Raw genomic sequence first — 18,240 nt, forward strand, 5'->3', positions numbered from 1 at the left:
GCACTTGCCAAACACAACTTTTACCGATAACAATTACTTCGACGCCGGTTCTGTTATCGAGAACAGTTGCTACGCCGGCCTGACATGGAGGTCGAAGGATGCCCGCAGCGATGCCCGCACCCCCGCGGCAGATCCTCTTCGGAGTCGCCTACTACCCCGAGTACCACCAGAGCGAGCGGGTGAACCTCGACCTCGATCTCATGGCCGACGCCGACATCACGGTCATCCGCGTCGGCGAGTCGGTGTGGTCGACGTGGGAACCCCGCGAGGGCGTCTTCGACCTGGAGTGGTTGGAGCGGGTCCTCGACGCGGCGCACGAGCGCGGTATCAAGGTCATCCTCGGGACGCCCACCTACGCGGTACCGCCGTGGCTGCAGACCGCGCACCCCGAGATCGCGGGCGAGCGCCGCACCGGCGAGAAGATCGCGTGGGGAGCCCGCCAGGAGGTCGACTACTCGCACCCCGCCTTCCGGTACTACGCCGAGCGCGTCATCCGGCGCATCGTCGCGCGTTACGCCGCGCACCCCGCCGTCATCGGCTATCAGGTCGACAACGAACCCGGCCTCGAACTGCTCCACAACCACGGCGTGTTCACGAAGTTCGTCCGGTGGCTGAAGGAGCGCTACGGCGACGTCGACACGCTCAACCGGGAGTGGGGCCTGACCTATTGGTCGCACCGCATCGCCGACTGGAGCGAGTTGTGGCGCCCGGACGGCAACACGTTCCCTCAGTACGACCTCGCGTGGCGGCGCTTCCAGGCCCTCATCACCACGGACTTCATCTCCTGGCAGGCCGACATCGTGCGCGAGTACGCCCGCGACGACCAGTTCGTCACGACGTGCTTGCAGTACCCGCGTCGGGGCGTCGACGATCGCACGGTCTTCGAGAACCTCGACATCACCTCCGGCAACCCCTATTACGGGATGCAGGACCGCCTGGCCCACGGCAAGGAGCTCAGCCAGCTGAACTACTGGACCACGACCGGCGTCGCCGGGCTGTTCCGTCAGGCCGATCGCCTGTACTCGTCGAAGCAGGGGCGCTACCTGATCACCGAGACCAACGCGCAGGCCATCGACGCCGCCGAGAGCAACCACCCGCCCTACCCCGGCCAGCTGCGCCAAGCGGCGCTGGCCTTCGTGTCCCGCGGCGCCGCGATGATCGAGTACTGGCACTGGCACACCCTCCCGTACGGCGCCGAGACGTACTGGGGCGGCGTGCTCCCGCACAGCCTCGTCCCCGGCCGCGTGTACCGCGAGGTGGCCGAGATCGGCGCCCAGTTCGCCGCGCTCGGCGACGCTCTCGACGGGTTCGTCCCCGACGCGGATGTCGCCGTGCTCTGGTCGACTCCCAGCCGCTACGCGATGCAGTTCATGCCGCCGTTCTCGCTCGACGGACGCGCCGACGACGAGTCGTACGAGCACATCGTCGACGCGTTCCACCGCGGCATCCTGGACGCCGGCGGCCAATCGCGCATCCTCCACGTCGAGCAGGCGGCCGCGCTCGGTGCGGCCGAGCTCGTCGCGCGCTTCCCGGTCCTCGTGGCCGCCGGCGCCTACGTGCTCACCGACGCGCAGATCGACGTGCTGCGCGACTATGCGCGCCTCGGCGGGCACCTCGTGCTCGGCCCGCGCACCGCCTACGCCGACCACGAAGCCCGGGCGCGCGTCCAGGTCGCCCCGCCCGGACTCGCCGACGCGGCGGGCGTCAGCTACGAGGAGTTCTCGAACCTCGAGACGGCCCTCCCGGTCTCTCTCGAGGGGGCCGCGGCCGGGGCCTCGGCCTCGGGTCGCCTCTGGGTCGACGGCCTGCGCCCCGACACGGCCGAGGTCGTCGCGCGGTACCACCACCCTCGTTTCGGCGACTTCGCGGCCGTCACGGAGTCGGTGTGGGGGAGCGGACGCATCACGGTCGTCGGCACGGTGCCCGACCCGGCGCTCGCCGCCGACCTCGCACGTCGCCTGCTCGCACCCGTCCGGACGCCGTTCGGGGCGGTTCCGGAGGCGGTCACGATCTCATCGGGGGTCGCCGGTTCCGGCCGGAGGTACTGGTTCGTCTTCAACTGGAGCGGGGATGCGGCCGCATGGTCGATGCCGGCCGACGTCCTCGACGCGGTATCGGGGGAGCGGGTCTCCGCGGGCGCGGAGCTCGCACTCACCGCGTGGGATGTCCGCGTGTTCGCACAGACCGAGGAAGAGGGCGCCTGATGGCCGTCATCGACACTCCGTCGCGTCGGCGCGCGTCGCCCACCGGTGGCACGGCGACGTCCGCGGCGCGCCGAGCCAAGCGGGACTGGAGGGGCTGGCAGTTCACCGGCCCGTTCGCGGTGGTCTTCATCCTCGTGTTCATCGCTCCGCTGGGGTACGCGCTGTACCTGAGCCTGTTCCAGAACCGCCTGATCGGGGGGAACAGTTTCGTCGGGCTCGAGAACTACGCCACGGCGCTGAGCGATCCGCAGTTCTGGGACGGTTTCCTGCGGGTCGTGCTGTTCCTGCTGATCCAGGTGCCGATCATGCTCGTGCTGGCGATGGTCGCCGCCCTCGCGATCGACAGCGCCCGCCTCTATGCCTCCGGCTTCTTCCGCATCGTGGTGTTCCTCCCGTACGCGGTGCCCGCCGTCGTCGCGGTGCTCATCTGGGGCTTCATGTACGGCGACAACTTCGGTCTGACCGCCAACATCAACGACCTGCTGGGCGCGGACGTGCTGCAGCCCTTCGCGGGTACGTGGATCCTCGCCTCTATCGGCAACATCGTCACGTGGGAGTTCGTGGGCTACAACATGCTCATCTTCTACTCGGCGCTGAAGACCATTCCCGCAGACCTGTACGAGGCGGCCGAGATCGACGGGGCCCGCGGCTGGCAGGTCATCCGGGCGATCAAGCTACCCGCCGCGCGCGGGGCGATCGTGATCGCCACGATCTTCTCGATCATCGGGAGTTTCCAGCTCTTCAACGAGCCCAACGTGCTCAAGCCGTTGGCCGAGAACGTCATCTCGACCTACTTCACGCCCAACATGTACGCCTACAACCTGTCGTTCGCCGGTCAGCAGTACAACTACGCCGCGACCGTCGCGATCATCATGGGCGTCATCACCGCCGCGATCGCGTACGTCGTGCAGCTGCGCGGAACCCGTAAGGAGGACCGCGCATGACCACGGCACTGCGCACCGTCAACCCGCAAGCCCGTCGGCGCACCTCGGTGATGCAGCCGAAGAAGTCGGTCGCCCTCACGATCGTCATGATCCTGTTCCTCGTCTATGCGCTCATCCCGCTGGCGTGGCTCGTCATCAACGCGAGCAAGACGCAGGCCGACCTGTTCAGCACGTTCGGGCTCGGATTCGGCAACAGCTTCGCGCTATGGGACAACATCGTCGCCACCTTCACCTACCGCGACGGGATCTTCGTGCGCTGGCTCGGCAACACGCTGCTGTACGTGGTGGTCGGCGCGGGCGGGGCCACGCTGTTGGCGACCCTGGCCGGCTACGGGCTCGCCAAGTACGCCTTTCCGGGCAAGCGCGCGTACTTCGCCACGGTCCTCGGCGCCGTCGCCGTGCCGGGCACGGCGCTGGCGGTGCCGACCTTCCTCTTGTTCAGCCAGATGGGCCTGACGAACACGCCCTGGGCGATCATCATCCCGTCCCTGATCACACCGTTCGGGCTCTACCTCATCTGGGTCTACGCGATCGACTCGGTACCCACCGAGCTGCTGGAGGCCGCCCGCCTGGACGGAGCCGGCGAGATGCGCACGTTCTTCACGATCTCGATCCGGCTGCTGACCCCCGGCATCGTGACGGTGGCGTTGTTCGCCATCGTGGCGACCTGGAACAACTACTTCCTGCCGCTCATCATGCTGAGCGATCCGGCGTGGTATCCCCTCACCGTGGGTCTCAACCAGTGGAGCGCGCAGGCCTCGGGCGTTTCGGCCCAGCCCATCTACAACCTGGTCATCACCGGGTCGCTGATCACGATCGTGCCGATCGTCGTGATCTTCCTTTTCTTACAGCGCTTCTGGCAGTCCGGCCTGAGCGCTGGGAGCGTCAAGCAGTGACGAGAGCACCGCGCGACGATCGATAACCCGATCTCTCGATCCCGGGGGGACACCCGCCCCCTGCACGAAGAAGTGGAAGGAACGAACTCACATGTTCAACGCAATACAGCGCTCGACCGGGCGCATCGCTGCGACCCTCGTCGTCGCCGGTCTCGCGGCGGTCTCGCTGACCGCGTGCGGCGCCAACGGCGACGGCGGCGACCAGCCCGGGTCGGCCTCCGACCTCGACGCCGCCCTGGAGGCCGGCGGCGAGCTCACCTACTGGACGTGGACGCCGTCGGGCGAGGCCCAGGCCGAGGCCTTCATGAAGGAGTACCCGAACGTCAAGGTCACGGTCGTCAACGCCGGCACCGCGACCGATGAGTACACGAAGCTGCAGAACGCGATCTCCGCCGGCAGCGGTGCACCCGACGTCGCGCAGATCGAGTACTACGCGCTGCAGCAGTTCGCCCTGTCGGACGGCCTGCTCGACCTCGGCTCGTACGGGTTCGGCGACCTCGAGAGCGACTACACGGCATCCACCTGGGGCGCGGTCAATCTCAACGGCGGCATCTACGGCCTCCCGCAGGACTCCGGTCCCATGGTCATGCTCTACAACAAGGCGGTCTTCGATCAGTTCGGGCTGTCGGTGCCGACGACGTGGGACGAGTACATCGCCGGTGCGCAGAAGCTCACCGCCGCCGACCCGTCGAAGTTCATCACCAACGACGCCGGCGACCCCGGCTTCGCGCAGCCCCTCATCTGGCAGGCCGGTGGACAGCCCTACAAGACCGACGGCAGCTCGGTCACGATCGACCTGCAGGACGCCGGGACGAAGAAGTGGGCCGACACGTGGAACCAGCTCCTGGAGCCGGGTCTGCTCGCCGACATCCCGACGTGGAGCGACGACTGGTTCCGCGCCCTGGGCGACGGCACGATCTCGACGATCATCACCGGTGCGTGGATGCCCGGCATCCTCGAATCGTCCGTCCCCGACGGCCTCGGCGACTGGCGCGTCGCCCCGCTGCCCAGCTACGACGGGTCCCCCGTCACGGCGGAGAACGGCGGAAGCGCGCAGTCGGTGATCAAGCAGTCGAAGAACCCGGCCCTCGCGGCGGCCTTCCTGAAGTGGCTGAACAACTCCGACGCCAGCATCGACGTGTTCCTCGGAACCGGCGGGTTCCCCTCCACCGCCGCCCAGCTCGAGGACCCCGCGTTCCTCGAGGAGGCGCCGGAGTACTTCGGCGGACAGCAGATCAACCAGGTGCTCGTCGAGGCGTCGAAGAACGTCGTGCCGGGCTGGGAGTACCTGCCGTACCAGGTGTACGCCAACAGCGTCTTCCCCGACACGGTGGGCCAGGCGTACGCCAACCGCTCCGACCTGAACGCCGGTCTGCAGGCGTGGCAGGAGAACCTCATCAGCTATGGCGAGAGCCAGGGCTTCGACGTCAACAAGTGACACCCGCGGCCCCGCCGGAGCATCCCCTCCGGCGGGGCCCGCGGTCTTCTCCCATCCCAACGAAGCGAAGTGAGATCCATGAAGACCCCCTCCCTGCGTCGGCGCCTCGCCGCCGGCGCCGCCGCCCTCGTCACGGCATCCGTCCTCCTGGCCGGTGGTGCGACCTCGGCCCAGGCCTACAACGCCTCCGGCGACGCCATCGTGACGCTCGGCAGCGAGCCCTGCCTCAAGGGCCGCGGCAACTGCATCGTCTACCCGAAGTCGGCGCAGCTGCCGAGCGGTCGACTCGTCATGGCGTTCGAGAAGTCCACGGTGGCCGCCTCCGGCAGCGCCGACGGACAGACCATGCCCGTCTACAAGAGCGACGACGACGGGACCACCTGGCAGTCGCTGTCACAGGTCCCCGCTCCCGCCTACGCCTCGAGCGACCCGAAATTCGCCCCCTACGTCAGCAATTGGACGAACGCGAACCTCTTCGTCCTGCCCCAGGACATCGGGTCGCTGAAAGCCGGCACGCTGCTTCTGGCGAGCGTCGTCTCGGGCGACGACGAGTACTACAAGGAGCGCAAGGCCGCCGACCCGTCGTGGGTCCCCTCGAACGACGGCGACCGTTCGAACATCGCGATCGCGCTCTACGCGAGCACCGACGAGGGAGCCTCGTGGTCGGTGATCGACATCATCGCCCGCGGTGGATGGCAGGGTGGTAGCGCCGGCAACATCGGCGGGGCGATCTCGGCGAAGAACACCACGGCGCAGGTCGACCCCGTATGGGAGCCGCACCTGGAGGTCATCGGGGGCAAGCTCGTCGCGTACTACTCCGACGAGAACGACTACCTCGGATTCGACCCGCAGACCGGGGTCGCCCGCATCGACCCCGACAACGCCACCGCGCCCGATTCCCGCGGGCAGATCCTCGTGCACAAGACGTGGACCGGGACCGGTTCATGGAGCGAGCCCGTCATCGACGTCCCCGGCCTCACCGTCGACAGGGGCAACGGCAAGTCCCAGATCGGCGGCGGACGCCCCGGGATGACGACGATCGCCAAGACCACCGACGGGAAGTGGATGATGACGTTCGAGTACTTCGGCGGCGGCTCGACGGGTCGCTACCAGGTCGCCGACGACCCGCTGCAGTTCTGGCGTCTCGGCACCCCGGGAGGCTCGCCCGTGGGTCAGCTACCGCTCGCCAACAACTCGCGCCCGCTGTGGGGCGGGGGGAGCCCGGTGCTCCTCGGTCTGCCCGACGGACGGATCATCTTCAACTCCGACGGCAGCGGCAACATCTGGGTCAACGAGTCGGGACGATCCGACGGCGCGTGGGTCGAGCGCCAGACTCCGCTCGGTTCGGGGTACAGCCGCAATCTGCAGTATGTGATGGACACGGGTCTGGTCCACATCCTGCAGGCCACCTGGGGCGGGGCCACCAGCGGATCGGTCATCCGCTCGGCCGACGTCGACCTTGGTCACTCCGCCGGTCCGTACGCGACGTTGGTCAACAAGAAGACCGGTCAGGTGCTGGGCACGGGGGGTAACACCACCGATGCCAACATCGGCAACTACGACCAGCCCGACGTCCGCGTCGAGGACCCGCGCACGGACGCCTCGGCCGACACCCAGCTGTGGCACGTGCGTCAGGACACCGGCGGCACGGTGACGCTGCTGAACAAGTCGGGCGGACGCGAGGCGGCCGTCTGGACCGGCAACGCCACCGCCGGGCAGCGACTCGGCTCCTGGGTCGACAACCAGGACGGCGGTCTGTACCGCGTCATCACCCGCGACGACGGATACGTGTCGCTGCAGTCGGCGCAGAACTCGTCGCTCTACGTCAGCGCTCCTACCGCGAACGGCGCGGTGACCCTGCAGCAAGCGGCCTCCGACGGTGCCGATCAGTGGAAGATTGTGGATGCCACCGCCCCGGTGGATCCGTCCACGTCGGTGTCGTCCTCGGCGCAGACGCGGTGCATCGGCAAGAAGGTCACGCTGATGGTGACGTCTACCAACACCGGCGACGCCGCGGTCACCGCGGCCATGTCGAGCACGTGGGGCTCCAAGACGGCGACTCTTGCCGCCGGTGCGACCTCGACGGCCGCTTTCTCCACGCGTTCCGCCTCCGTGCCGGCAGGCACGGCGCAGGTGGTCGTCACGAAGGGCGAGGCGACGGGGACGATCACGGTCCCCTACACCGCGCGCAGCTGCAGCTGACCCGTCGCCCTGACGAACGCCCGGCCGGATCATCCGGCCGGGCGTTCGTCGTTCCTGTGCTGTCGTGTCAAGGAGTCAGCAGGGCGCCCGTCTGGGCAGCGGCCTCTTCGGCGCGCTTCTCTTCGTCGTCCTTGCCGCGACGCTCGTCGGCGGCCTCCTGCAGCGCCGACTTCGCCCGCAGCGGCGGGGTGCGGAAGAACAGCGACAGTACGAAGGCGAGGAGGACGACGCCCATCGCCACCCAATAGACGGTGGTCGCGGACGAGTTGAAGCCCACCAGGAAGGGCTTGGTCAGTCGCGCGTCGGCGCCGACGAGGAACGAGGTGTCGTCGAGCGTCGACCCTCCGATCGACGTCTCCTGGTCGCCCGAGGAGAACCGGTCCGTCAGGTCGGCCGCCACGGTGTCGACGAACGCGGTGCGATCGGCGGCGTTCGAGAAGTCCAGGCTCACCGAACCGTCGGCGCCGATGCGCGCGACCGGCACCTGTTGCTGGATCTGCGCCGTCGCAGCCGAGATCGCCTGCGCGACGGCGGCCTGCGTGGCCTGCGCCTGAGCGGCGGCGGGGATCTGCCCCGCGGCCACCTGCTGCGCCACGGCCTGGGTCGCGGCATCCGTCGCCTGCTGCACGCCCTGCTGCACCTGTTGCGTGACGGCATCCGTCGTCTGGGTCACGATCGGGGTGTAGATCGACGACATGATCTTCTCGTTCGCCGGCGCCGAGGCGGTCGCGGGGTCGAAGGCGGCATCCAGGGCGTCGGTCAGGGTCGCGCGGTCGCTGAACGAGCCGATGATGTTCGTCGGCATGAGCGTGAACAGCAGCGACAGCAGCACGGCGGTGCCGAGCGTCCCACCGATCTGACGGAAGAAGGTCGAGCCGCTCGTGGCCACACCCATGTCGCGCACGCCCACCGAGTTCTGGCTCGCGATCGTGAGGGTCTGCATGAGCTGACCGAGACCGAGGCCGATGACGAGCATCGCGATGGCGACGTGCCAGTAGGGGCTGTCGTACTTCAGGAACGTCAGCAAGAAGAAGCCGACCGACATCAACAGCGTGCCGAGGATCGGGAACATCCGGTAGCGACCGGTGCGCGCGATGAGCTGGCCGCTCGCGATCGAGGCGATCATGAGCCCCAGGATCATCGGGAGCATCTCGAACCCGCTCTGCGTGGGCGAGGAGCCCAGCACCAGCTGCAGGTACAGCGGCAGCGTGAGCATCGCACCGAACATGCCGAAGCCGACGAGCACGCCGATGACGGTCGCCATCGAGAAGGTGGGGGAGCGGAAGAGCTTCAGCGGGATGAGCGCGTCGTCCTTCATCTTCGTCTCGGCGATGACGAAGGCCAGGATGCCGAGGGCGCCCACGACGTAGCAGGCGAGGGCGATGGGCGAGCCCCAGCCCCACTCGCGGCCCTGCTCGGCGACGAGGAGAAGCGGGACCAGCGCGACGATGACCGTCGTGGCGCCCCACCAGTCGATGCGCACCGAGTGGCGCGGCTGCTTCGGGATGTGCAGGAACCGCCACACGATCGCCAGCGCAACGATGCCGATCGGCACATTGATGAGGAACACCCAGCGCCAGCCGGTGATGAAGAGGATCTCGCTCGCGCCGGCGAACAGGCCGCCGACGAGGGGGCCGATGACGCTGGAGATGCCGAAGACGGCGAGGAAGTAGCCCTGGTACTTCGCGCGTTCGCGCGGGGCGAGGATGTCGCCCATGATCGCGAGCGGCATCGACATCAGGCCGCCGGCGCCGAGGCCCTGGATCGCGCGGAAGGCGGCGAGCTCGACCATCGAGGTCGAGAAGCTCGCCAGCACCGATCCGATGATGAAGATGAGGATCGCGATGAGGAACAGGGGGCGCCGACCGAAGATGTCGGAGAGTTTGCCGTAGATGGGCGTCGAGATCGTCGAGACGATCAAGTAGGCCGTGGTGACCCACGCCTGCAGGCTCAGACCCTGCAGGTCGTCGCCGATCGTGCGGATCGAGGTGCCGACCACGGTCTGGTCGAGGGCGGACAGGAACATGCCGGCCATGAGGCCGAAGATCACGAACATGATCATGCGGTGCGTCATGACCGTGTCGGTGGTCGCCGTGTGCGCGCGGCGGCTGGTGGTGATGTCTGACATCGGGGCCTCTTCACGAGAAGACCTGGCGGACGGCAGGGAAGGCTCGGTCGGGCGCCAGGTGTTTGCTAAAAGTCAAACAAATAGTAGCGCTGTCCGGCGGCGTCGCGTAACCACCCTGCCGTGGGGGCGCCGCGGGCCTCGGGCGGGGCGTGGCGCCGCCGCGGGGGCGCGCGGCCTGGGCGGGCGTGGCGCCGCCGCGGGGGCGCGCGGCCTGGGCGGGCGTGGTGCCGCCGCGGGGTGGCCTGCGGCCGGGGTGCGCTCGCGGCCCGGGTGTGCCGGCGAGATGACCCGCGCTCGCCGAGATCACGCACGATCGGCCGTCAAAGCCGGTCATCTCGCGCACCGCCGGTCATCTCGGCGCAGCGTCGGGCGGATGAGGCCGGGGGAGGGGGATGCGGGCAAGCAGTCTCACCAGGGCAAAGCAAAACCCCCGCCATGTAGAAGCTAGGCGAGGGTTTCTGGGATGACTGTAATGATCATCCGTGTGGCTCCGACGGGCGTCGATCCCGTGACCTCACGATTTTCAGTCGTGCGCTCTACCAACTGAGCTACAGAGCCGAGCGACATGTCTGCCGCTTCCTAGACGAAGGGCCTTCCCGAAAGAAGGCCCGTCGCTATGGAGCGACCCTGACGGGACTTGAACCCGCGACCTCCGCCGTGACAGGGCGGCACGCTAACCAACTGCGCTACAGGGCCATGCATATTCAATTATCCACCGGAAAGTGACCCCAACGGGATTCGAACCCGTGCTGCCGCCGTGAAAGGGCGGTGTCCTAGGCCGCTAAACGATGGGGCCCGATGAGGCTGAATCCTTGCGTTTTCAACCTCGCTTGCCGACGACCGAGCCTACTTCACATCTTTCGAGATTGCCAATCGGGGGCGTGGCGCTGCGACGTCCGCGCGTGTCGCGGGGTCAGAATCGGAGGGCGGCCGGGGAACTCGCCCTGTTGTGTCTGTGACTCGTGTTGCTACTGTGGGCCGAGTTGCGACCGGTGAGATGAGGTATTCCCGTGACGCTCGAGCGCCCCGAACCCCCCGAAGACTGCGGCTGCGCGCCCACGGCGAGTGAGCAGCGGCGTCTGTGGCCGTCGTTCGACCGCCGGAGCGCCCTGAAGATCGGAGCCTTCGGCGCTGTCGCGTTCGGAGCGTTCGGCTCCGTGGCATCCGGATTCGGCTCACCCGCGATGGCCGCCGACTACCCCTCATGGGCCGACGTCGAAGCTGCGCGCGCCAACGAGGCGGCGAAAGCCGCCGAGATCACTCGCATCCAGGGCCTCATCCAGGGTCTGCAGTCCGAGGTCGAGCGCACGCAGGCCGAGGTGCGCGCGCGATCCGACGAGTATTTCGCCGCACAGCAGGCCTACCAGGATGCCGACTACCGCGCCCAGCTGCTGCGTCAGCAGGCGGATGCCGAGGCGAACCGCGCCACCGACGCCGCGAACAAGGCCGGCAAGGTCGCCGCTCAGCTCTATCGCTCCGGCGGCGACGACACCTCGCTCGACCTGTTCTTCTCGGGCTCGGCCGCGTCGGCCGATGACCTGCTCGCCAAGCTCGGCACGATGGACAAGCTGCTCGAGCGCAACCGCTCGGTGTACGCCTCAGCGGTTGCCGCGCGCGACAATGCGAAGAACCTCAGCAGTCAGGCCGATGACGCGACCGCCGAGCGCGAGCGTCTGCGGCTCATCGCCGAAGAGAAGATGGCGGCGGCTCAGCAGGCCGCTCAGGCCGCCCAGGAGGCCCTCGCGGCGCAGCAGGCCAACCAGGCCGTGCTCGAGGCGCAGCTCGCCGCCCTGCAGGACACCACGGCCAAGACGGTCGCCGACTACCAGGCCGGCGTCGAAGCCGAGCGCAAGGCCCGCGAGGAGCGCGAACGCCGTGCCCGCGAAGAGGCCGCGGCCCGCGACGCGGAGGAGCGCGCACGCCGCGAGCGAGAGGCCGCCGCGAATCAGAACAGCGGTGGCGGCGGAAGCAGTGGCGGCGGAGGGAGCAGCGGTGGCGGCGGAAGCAGTGGCGGCGGCGGTGGCGGGAACGTCAGCGGCGGCGGCTGGGCGCGCCCCTCGTCGGCGTACACGTCGTCGGGCTACGGTCCGCGTTCCAGCCAGTGCAACGGCAGCTACTGCGCGAGCTCGTGGCACCTCGGACTCGACTTCGGCGCGAGCTGCTGGTCGCCGATCTACGCGGCATCCGCCGGTCGGGTGACCTACGCCGGGTACAACGGCGGGTTCGGCAACTACATCCGCATCGCCCACGACGACGGCTCGGGCACCGGCTACGGCCACATCGTCGACGGCGGCATCTACGTCTCGTACGGTCAGCGCGTCGAGGCCGGCCAGCAGATCGCCGCGACCGGGCAGACGGGCAACTCGTTCGGGTGCCACCTGCACTTCGAGGTCTACCCGCCATGGGGCGGGACGACCGACCCCGCGCCCTGGCTGCGCGATCGCGGCGTCAACGTCTGAGTCGTCGCACGAGAGAACCCCCGGTCGAATCGACCGGGGGTTCTCGTCGTATGGCTGCGTCAGAGCGTGTTGGGCGCTTCGCCGGAACCCTGCGTCTTGGTCTGGGCGTCGTGCTCGTCGAAGCGCGTGAACGCCTCGCTCACGAGACGCTCGGCCTCGGTGACGTCGGCCCAGTCGTCGACCTTGACCCACTTGTTGGGCTCGAGGTCCTTGTAGTGCTCGAAGAAGTGGGTGATCTCCTTCTTCGTCCACTCGTCGATGTCGGCGACGTCCTGGATGTGGTCCCAGCGCGGGTCCTTCGCGAGCACGGCCACGACCTTGTCGTCGCCACCGGCCTCGTCGCTCATCTTCAGCACGCCGACCGGGCGGACCTTGGCGAGGATGCCGGGGTGCAGCTCACGGTCGAGCAGCACGAGCACGTCGAGCGGGTCGCCGTCTTCGCCGAGGGTGTTCTCGAAGAACCCGTAGTTGGCCGGGTAGCCGAACACGGTGTAGAGGATGCGGTCGAGGTAGACACGGCCGGTGCCGTGGTCGACCTCGTACTTCACCCGGCTGCCGCGGGGGATCTCGATGACGGCGTCGTATGCGCCCATACTCGTGCTCCTTCAAGTCTGTGGATTTCCGCGCCCAGCCTATCCGTGAGCCCGCCGGGCCCGGGAACGTGACCGACAGGGCGACACAACTCAGGAGATTTGGTGGATGCCGCCGCCCCCCGGGGGGCGACGGCTCGGCGGGCGCACGGATCTCCTGCGTTGTGCTCGCCTGGTCGGGCTGCCGCCGCCGAGGGCGCCCGGAGTTGCCCGGACTGGCGCCGTGGAGTTGCCGGGCCGGTACCGCCGAGGCCATTCGGGGAGGCATGCGGGCCGGGCCGGGGCGGCGGATGCCGGGGAGGCGCCTCCACGCGCGGGTGCGGGACGAATACCGTAGACGGATGGATCACCGCCCCGGACTCGAGCCGTCCGTCGCCGAGGTACGCCGCGCCGTGCGGGCGGTGCTCGACACCACCGAGGGGCCGGTCGTCGTCGCCCTCTCGGGCGGTGCGGATTCGCTGGCCCTCGCGGCCGCGGCCGCGTTCGAGGCCGGGCGCCGCGGCATCCAGGTCGAGGCGGTCGTCGTCGACCACGGACTGCAGGAGGGGTCGGATGCCACCGCCGCGGACGCCGCGGCGAAGGCGGTCGCGCGGGGGCTGGCCGCCCGGGTCGTGCGGGTCGAGGTCGGCGCGGACGACGGGCCCGAGGCCGCGGCGCGGCGCGCCCGCTACGACGCGCTCGCCCGTGCGGCCGCCGACATCGGCGCCGACACGGTGCTGCTCGGGCACACCCTCGACGACCAGGCCGAGACGGTGCTCCTCGGCCTCGCGCGCGGATCGGGCGGTCTGAGCCTGGCCGGCATGCCCGCCGAGCGACGGGATGCCACCGGGCCGCGGTGGGCGCGTCCGCTGCTCGGCATCCGTCGACGAACGATCGTGTCGGCCTGTCGCGCGGAGGGACTCGAGCCCTGGTCCGACCCCCATAACGTCGACCCCGCCTACGCCCGCGTACGGGTTCGCGAGCGCGTGATGCCCGTACTCGAAGCCGAACTCGGCCCGGGAGTCGCCGAGGCCCTGGCGCGGACCGCGGAGCAGCTGCGGGAGGACGCCGAGGCGTTCCAGGACATGATCGACGAGACGATCGAAGACATCGTCGAGCACGCCGAGGCGGGCATCTCGATCTCGGTCGCGGCCCTCGCGGCCAACCCGGCGGCGCTGCGCAACAGGGTCATCCGCTATGTCGTCGAGAGCGAGTTCGGCGTCTCGCTGACGCGGGCGCAGACGCTCGAGGTCGCCCGGCTCGCCGTCGACTGGCGGGGGCAGGGCCCCATCGACCTGCCGTCGTGCGCAGCCCGTCGGGTGGGCTCCCGCATCGAGATCGTGGCGCGCGCGACACTCTGATCCCCCCGGCGGCGGCGGCGGCGCCGCCGCCCGCGCGGCGGGGTGTTTCCCTCGCCCGCCGCCGCCCGCGAGGCGGGCGCTTCCCTCGCCCGCCGCTGGCCACGAGGTGGGGCGGCCGCTTCCGCCCCGTGCACCCCCCTCACGGTCGGGAGGCGGCTCCTTGACGTGTCCGCGCGCCCTGCCTAGACTCCTCGGCATCGCACTATTCATACACCGAATGAATATGCAAACCGTCCGATTCAGAGTCGAAGGCAGGACACCATGGGCGCGTTCGCCGCCATCTCAGACCCCACCGATCTCGACGCCGTGCGCACGGCGATCGCCCGGGCCGAGCGGCCGGACGATCTCGTGCCGCTGGGGCTTCGCACCCTCGTCATCGAGCCGGGCGCCGCGGCCCAGGCCCCCGCACGCGTGCGCGAGCTGATCTCTCCGCGGGGCGACCGCGCGACGGTTGCGCTGTTGGTGGACCGCACCGTCATCCGTTCCGGCGCCGACGATCTCAAGGCCGACGTGCGCGCGCTCCTCGAGCGGGAGTTCGACGTCGTCGAGACCGTCCTCGGCGAGCCCGGTCACCTGCACGTCGACGACGAAGCCCTGGATGCCGCGACCGCCGCGACCACCGGCGTCGACGCCGTCGTGTCGGTGGGCTCGGGCACCGTCTCCGACATCGCGAAAGTCGCCTCGGCGCGCGCCGGCGGGGTGCCGCTGGTGATCGTGCAGACGGCGGCATCCGTCGACGGTTTCACCGACAACGTCTCGGTCGTGCTGCGCGCCGGCGCCAAGCGCACGATCGACTCCCGCTGGCCCGACGTCGTCCTCGCCGACACCACCGTGATCGCCACGGCGCCGGTCGAGCTGAACGCGTCGGGGTTCGGCGAACTGCAGTCGCTGTTCACCGCCCCGGCCGACTGGTGGCTCGCGTCGCAGATCGGCACCGACGCCACCTTCCACACCACGCCCCGCGACCTGCTGCTCGAGTTCGCCGGCGATCCGTCGAAGTGGGGCGCGGGCCTCGGCCGCGGCGACGCCCGCCCCGTCGAGCAGCTCACCCGCGTCCTGGCGATCCGGGGCATCGGCACCGGCATCTCCGGTTCCACGGCCTGCCTTTCGGGCGTCGAGCACCTCGTGAGCCACATGCTCGACATGTACGCCGTCGCCCGCGGCCACGAGGTGGGTCTGCACGGTGCGCAGGTCGGCGTGGCATCCGTCGTCGCCGCCTCGGCCTGGGATCACCTCTTCGCGCAGGCCCGCAGCGGCCGGGTGATCGCGCCGGCCACCGACGGCGACGAGGCCCGGGTGCGCGAGGCCTTCGCGGCGTGCGACCCCTCGGGTGCGCTGGGCCGCGAATGCTGGCGGGACTACTCCGCGAAGCGCGGCGCGTGGGCCGCCGCTGACGACCCGCTCGCTCTGCTCGCCGATCCCGATGCCCTCGAGGCGGGTCTGGGCTCGATGCGCCCCGACAGCGAGCGGATCGCCCGCGCGCTGGCCGTCGCCGGAGCGCCCCTCACGCGCGAGGATCTCGGCCCCTGGATCACCGCCGACATCTGGCGCTGGGCCGTGGCGAACTGCCTCTACATGCGCAACCGGGTCACCGTGATCGACCTGCTCCACGCCGCCGGATGGTGGACGGATGCCGATGTCGACGCCGTCCTGGACCGCGCCGACGTCGCGGTGCACGCGGCACGCGCGGCGGCGGGGGTGACCGCGTGAGCGGCCTGGTGCTCGGCATCGACTGCTCGACCACGGGCGCGAAATGCATCGCGTGGGACCTGCAGGGCCGGGCCGTCGCGCAGGGCCGGAGCGACGTCGCGCTGTCGATCCCGCAACCCGGCTGGGGGGAGCAGGATCCGGAGCACTGGTGGGCGGCGGTCGTCCATGCCGTGCGGGACTGCCTGCGCACCGTCGACCCGGCGAGCGTGAAGGCGCTGTCGGTCACGCACCAGCGCGAGAGCTTCGCCCTGCTCGACGCGCACGACGACCCGGTGCGCCCTGCGATGCTCTGGCTCGACGCCCGTGCCGGTGAACAGGTCGACCGCGTCGGCACCTCGCGCATCCACGAACTCACCGGCAAGCCGCCGAACCCGACGCCGGCGCTGTACAAGCTCCACTGGCTCGCCGAGCACGAGCCCGAGTCGCTGGCGCTCACCGCCCGCATCGTCGACGTGCACGCCTACCTCGTGCATCGGCTGACGGGGGAGTGGGCGACCTCGATCGCGAGCGCGGACCCGCTCGGCATCCTGGATCTGGCGGCATCCGACTACTCCGACGAGATCCTCGCCGGGATCGGGCTCGATCGTTCGGTGCTGCCGCGCCTGGTGCAGCCGGGGACGCCGATCTCGACCCTGAGCGACGAGGCCGCGCGGGCGTTGTCGCTCCCGGCCGACGTGCTCGTCGTCGCCGGCGCGGGCGACGGCCAGTCGGCCGGGCTGGGGGCCGGGGTGTGCGAGGAGGGCGACGCCTACCTCAACCTCGGAACGGGACTCGTCTCGGGGTGCTTCGGGTCGAGCTTCCGTGCGCACCCGTCGTACCGGGCGATGTCGGGCGCGATCCCCGGGACCGTCAGCAACGAGCTGTTCGTGGGGGCGGGGACCTTCATGGTCACGTGGTTCCTGCAGGAGATCGCCGCGGGAGAGCCCGCCGGCGTGGTGCGCGAGGACTGGTGGGAGCAGCAGGCGTCGACCGTGCCGGAGGGCGCCGAGGGCCTGTTCGTCGTGCCCTACTGGAACGGCCAGCTCACGCCCTTCTGGGACCACCGGGCGCGCGGCGCGATGGTCGGCTTCGGAGGCGTGCACACCCGCGCGCACATCTATCGGGCGGTGCTGGAGGGGATCGCGTTCGAGCTGCGCTGGTGCCTCGAGCAGGCCGAGGCGAACTTCCCCGCCCCCGTCGCCGACTTCGTGGCGATGGGCGGAGGGGCGCGCAGCGACCTGTGGTGCCACATCTTCGCCGATGTGCTGCAGCGGCCCGTCGTGCTCGCCGGTCACGACGAGGCGACGGCGCTGGGTGTCGGCATCCTCGCCGCCGTGGGCGCGGGACTGTACCCCGGCATCCCCGAGGCGGTGGCCGCCATGACCCGTCGCGGTCGGCGCTACGAGCCCGACCCGGCACGCGCGGCACGTTATGCCGAACTCTTCGGCGCCTACCGGGAGATCTACCCGGCGCTGCGCCCCGTCTATCCCGCCATCGCGGAGGTGGCCCATGTCTGACGCGTCTCCCGACACCTGGTTCGACGCCTATCTGTTCGACCTCGACGGCACCGTGTACCTCGGCGACGAGCTGCTGCCCGGCGCCCGCGAGATGCTCGCCGATCTGCGGGCGCGTGGGGCGCGCACGGTGTTCCTGTCGAACAACCCCACACGCGACCCCGACATGTACGTCGCCAAGCTCGAACGCCTCGGCATCCCGGTCGATCGCAGCGAGATCGTCAACACCGTGGTGAGCACGGTGGCGTGGCTGCGAGCCCGGCATCCGCAGGCGACGGTGTTCCCGATCGCCGAACCGCCGCTGGTGCGGGCGCTCGAGGAGGCGGGGGTGCGCATCAGCGACGACCCCGCCGAGATCGACATCGTCATCGCCAGCTACGACCGCGGCTTCGATTACCGCAAGCTGCAGATCGCCTTCGACGCGTTGTGGCAGCACCGGCGGGCGATCCTGGTGACCACGAACCCCGACCGGTACTGCCCCTTCCCGGGCGGGCGGGGGGAACCGGATGCCGCGGGCATCGTCGCCGCCCTCGAGGCGACGACCGGGGTGCGGTGCAGCGCGAACATGGGAAAGCCCGACCGGATCATGATCGACGCCGTCATGTCGTTGCTCGGTCCCGAGGTACGCAGTGCCGTCATGGTGGGGGACCGCCTCGAGACCGACGTGCGCATGGCCGTGAACGCCGGTATCTCATCGGCGCTCGTGCTGACCGGTGACGCCACGCGGGCCGACGTCATCCGGTGCGAACCGCATCTGCGCCCGGACTTCGTGCTCGAGGGCATCGGCGATCTTCGCCCGCGGTCGACGCTTGCGTCGCCGCTGTCGGCTGTTTAGA

General features: G+C 69.8%; 12 protein-coding genes and 3 tRNA genes. 10 read left to right on the plus strand and 5 right to left on the minus strand.

The window, feature by feature from the left end:
* Positions 1-110: 110 nt before the first annotated feature.
* The 5 genes from ACTJJP_RS14280 (at position 111) to ACTJJP_RS14300 (ending at position 7,684) form a co-directional block, all read left to right on the plus strand.
* On the plus strand, positions 111-2,204 hold the full coding sequence (locus ACTJJP_RS14280; protein WP_440775642.1) for a beta-galactosidase: 2,094 nt from the start codon (positions 111-113) through the stop codon (positions 2,202-2,204).
* Complete coding sequence (locus ACTJJP_RS14285) at positions 2,204-3,148, plus strand: carbohydrate ABC transporter permease (RefSeq protein WP_440775643.1); 945 nt, start codon at positions 2,204-2,206, stop codon at positions 3,146-3,148. The genes ACTJJP_RS14280 and ACTJJP_RS14285 overlap by 1 nt, the downstream gene beginning before the upstream one ends.
* Positions 3,145-4,044, plus strand: a complete 900-nt coding sequence (locus ACTJJP_RS14290; RefSeq protein WP_440775644.1) for a carbohydrate ABC transporter permease — start codon at positions 3,145-3,147, stop codon at positions 4,042-4,044. Before ACTJJP_RS14285 ends, ACTJJP_RS14290 begins: the two co-directional genes overlap by 4 nt.
* 91 nt (positions 4,045-4,135) lie before the next feature.
* On the plus strand, positions 4,136-5,482 hold the full coding sequence (locus tag ACTJJP_RS14295; protein WP_440775645.1) for an ABC transporter substrate-binding protein: 1,347 nt from the start codon (positions 4,136-4,138) through the stop codon (positions 5,480-5,482).
* Between the two features lie 78 nt (positions 5,483-5,560).
* Positions 5,561-7,684, plus strand: coding sequence for an RICIN domain-containing protein (locus ACTJJP_RS14300; protein WP_440775646.1), 2,124 nt, complete (start codon positions 5,561-5,563; stop codon positions 7,682-7,684).
* Between the two features lie 67 nt (positions 7,685-7,751).
* On the opposite strand, the gene ACTJJP_RS14305 is transcribed toward ACTJJP_RS14300, so the two are convergent.
* From ACTJJP_RS14305 to ACTJJP_RS14320, 4 genes are all read right to left on the minus strand, one after another.
* Entirely contained in the window at positions 7,752-9,812 is a 2,061-nt protein-coding gene (locus ACTJJP_RS14305) for an MDR family MFS transporter (protein ID WP_440775647.1), read from the minus strand.
* Between the two features lie 485 nt (positions 9,813-10,297).
* A tRNA-Phe gene (locus ACTJJP_RS14310) sits at positions 10,298-10,370 on the minus strand.
* A 64-nt stretch (positions 10,371-10,434) separates the two neighbouring features.
* A tRNA-Asp gene (locus tag ACTJJP_RS14315) sits at positions 10,435-10,508 on the minus strand.
* Between the two features lie 27 nt (positions 10,509-10,535).
* Positions 10,536-10,608, minus strand: a tRNA-Glu gene (locus ACTJJP_RS14320).
* 214 nt (positions 10,609-10,822) lie between these two features.
* Between ACTJJP_RS14320 and ACTJJP_RS14325 the strand changes: the two genes are divergently transcribed.
* Entirely contained in the window at positions 10,823-12,271 is a 1,449-nt protein-coding gene (locus ACTJJP_RS14325) for a peptidoglycan DD-metalloendopeptidase family protein (protein ID WP_440775648.1), read from the plus strand.
* A 59-nt stretch (positions 12,272-12,330) separates the two neighbouring features.
* Here the strand turns inward: ACTJJP_RS14325 and ACTJJP_RS14330 are convergent, their stop codons facing one another.
* On the minus strand, positions 12,331-12,864 hold the full coding sequence (locus ACTJJP_RS14330) for an inorganic diphosphatase (RefSeq protein WP_440775649.1): 534 nt from the start codon (positions 12,862-12,864) through the stop codon (positions 12,331-12,333).
* A 338-nt stretch (positions 12,865-13,202) separates the two neighbouring features.
* On the opposite strand from ACTJJP_RS14330, the gene tilS reads away from it, so the two are divergent.
* The 4 genes from tilS to ACTJJP_RS14350 all read left to right on the plus strand — a co-directional run bounded on the left by tilS (position 13,203) and on the right by ACTJJP_RS14350 (position 18,239).
* Positions 13,203-14,201 (plus strand): tRNA lysidine(34) synthetase TilS, encoded by a 999-nt coding sequence (gene tilS / locus ACTJJP_RS14335; protein WP_440775650.1) that lies wholly within the window; start codon positions 13,203-13,205, stop codon positions 14,199-14,201.
* 261 nt (positions 14,202-14,462) lie between these two features.
* A complete protein-coding gene (locus ACTJJP_RS14340; RefSeq protein ID WP_440775651.1) occupies positions 14,463-15,911 on the plus strand; it encodes an iron-containing alcohol dehydrogenase in 1,449 nt (482 codons plus the stop codon).
* Positions 15,908-17,407 (plus strand): xylulokinase, encoded by a 1,500-nt coding sequence (locus ACTJJP_RS14345; RefSeq protein WP_440775652.1) that lies wholly within the window; start codon positions 15,908-15,910, stop codon positions 17,405-17,407. Before ACTJJP_RS14340 ends, ACTJJP_RS14345 begins: the two co-directional genes overlap by 4 nt.
* Positions 17,400-18,239: an HAD-IIA family hydrolase gene (locus ACTJJP_RS14350; RefSeq protein WP_440775653.1), complete on the plus strand. Its 840-nt coding sequence runs from the start codon at positions 17,400-17,402 to the stop codon at positions 18,237-18,239. Before ACTJJP_RS14345 ends, ACTJJP_RS14350 begins: the two co-directional genes overlap by 8 nt.
* The last annotated feature ends 1 nt before the right edge of the window (position 18,240 follow it).

The organism is Microbacterium sp. 22296, assembly GCF_052045385.1.
Lineage (GTDB): Bacteria > Actinomycetota > Actinomycetes > Actinomycetales > Microbacteriaceae > Microbacterium.

Excerpts from the sequence above, each read along its gene's own strand:
- ACTJJP_RS14280 (WP_440775642.1), top strand. The coding sequence starts at position 111 with ATGCCCGCACCCCCGCGGCAGATCCTCTTCGGAGTCGCCTACTACCCC.
- ACTJJP_RS14285 (WP_440775643.1), top strand. The coding sequence starts at position 2,204 with ATGGCCGTCATCGACACTCCGTCGCGTCGGCGCGCGTCGCCCACCGGT.
- ACTJJP_RS14290 (WP_440775644.1), top strand. The coding sequence starts at position 3,145 with ATGACCACGGCACTGCGCACCGTCAACCCGCAAGCCCGTCGGCGCACC.
- ACTJJP_RS14295 (WP_440775645.1), top strand. The coding sequence starts at position 4,136 with ATGTTCAACGCAATACAGCGCTCGACCGGGCGCATCGCTGCGACCCTC.
- ACTJJP_RS14300 (WP_440775646.1), top strand. The coding sequence starts at position 5,561 with ATGAAGACCCCCTCCCTGCGTCGGCGCCTCGCCGCCGGCGCCGCCGCC.
- ACTJJP_RS14305 (WP_440775647.1), bottom strand. The coding sequence starts at position 9,812 with ATGTCAGACATCACCACCAGCCGCCGCGCGCACACGGCGACCACCGAC.
- ACTJJP_RS14330 (WP_440775649.1), bottom strand. The coding sequence starts at position 12,864 with ATGGGCGCATACGACGCCGTCATCGAGATCCCCCGCGGCAGCCGGGTG.
- tilS (WP_440775650.1), top strand. The coding sequence starts at position 13,203 with ATGGATCACCGCCCCGGACTCGAGCCGTCCGTCGCCGAGGTACGCCGC.
- ACTJJP_RS14340 (WP_440775651.1), top strand. The coding sequence starts at position 14,463 with ATGGGCGCGTTCGCCGCCATCTCAGACCCCACCGATCTCGACGCCGTG.
- ACTJJP_RS14350 (WP_440775653.1), top strand. The coding sequence starts at position 17,400 with ATGTCTGACGCGTCTCCCGACACCTGGTTCGACGCCTATCTGTTCGAC.